Here is a 646-nt window from a genome sequence, read left to right as displayed (position 1 = left end):
CGGCCCCGGGCACCAGCACATCCCCTGCTCCTTCCCCCGCCGCCCGCGCGGCTTCGCCGGCCGGGAGGACGAACTGGCCGCGCTCGACCGGGCCACCGCCGCCCCCGGCGCCGTCGCCGTGCTCACCGGCGGCGCCGGCATCGGCAAGACCACCCTCGCCCTGTACTGGGCCCACCGCCGCCACCAGGACTTCCCCGACGGCCGGCTCTTCGTCGACCTGTGCGGCCACAGCCCGCTGCCCGAACGCTCCACCGCCGCCGTCCTGCGCGAACTGCTGCTCGCCCTCGGCCTGCCCGCCGAGCAGATGCCCGCCACCCCCGGGGCGATGGCCGCCCGCTACCGCGAACTGACGGCCACCCGCCGGATGCTGATCGTGCTGGACAACGCCCGCCGTTCCGAGCAGGTCCGCCCGCTGCTGCCCGACGGCGACGACTGCGTCACCCTGGTCACCAGCCGCGACCGGCTCGGCGGCCTGGTCGCCTCCGACGCCGCCCGCCCCGTCCCGCTCGCCGAACTCTCCTCCCCGCAGTCCGTCAGCCTGCTCGCCGCCACCCTCGGCCCCGACCCGGTCGCCGCCGAACCCGAGGCCGCCGCCCGCCTGGCCCGACTGTGCGACGGCCTGCCGCTGGCCCTGCGGCTGGCCGCC

The 646-nt window shown here is 78.3% G+C and carries 1 protein-coding gene; it reads left to right on the top strand.

The features are described from left to right. A partial coding sequence (locus tag KS423_RS46800; RefSeq protein WP_263455932.1) for an NB-ARC domain-containing protein occupies positions 1-646 on the top strand: 646 nt, incomplete at both ends.

This window comes from Streptomyces sp. LS1784, assembly GCF_020103755.1.
In the GTDB taxonomy this organism is placed as follows: domain Bacteria; phylum Actinomycetota; class Actinomycetes; order Streptomycetales; family Streptomycetaceae; genus Kitasatospora.
The sequence above is the reverse complement of the archived record's forward strand: the minus strand, read 5'-3'. Positions and strand labels throughout refer to the sequence as shown.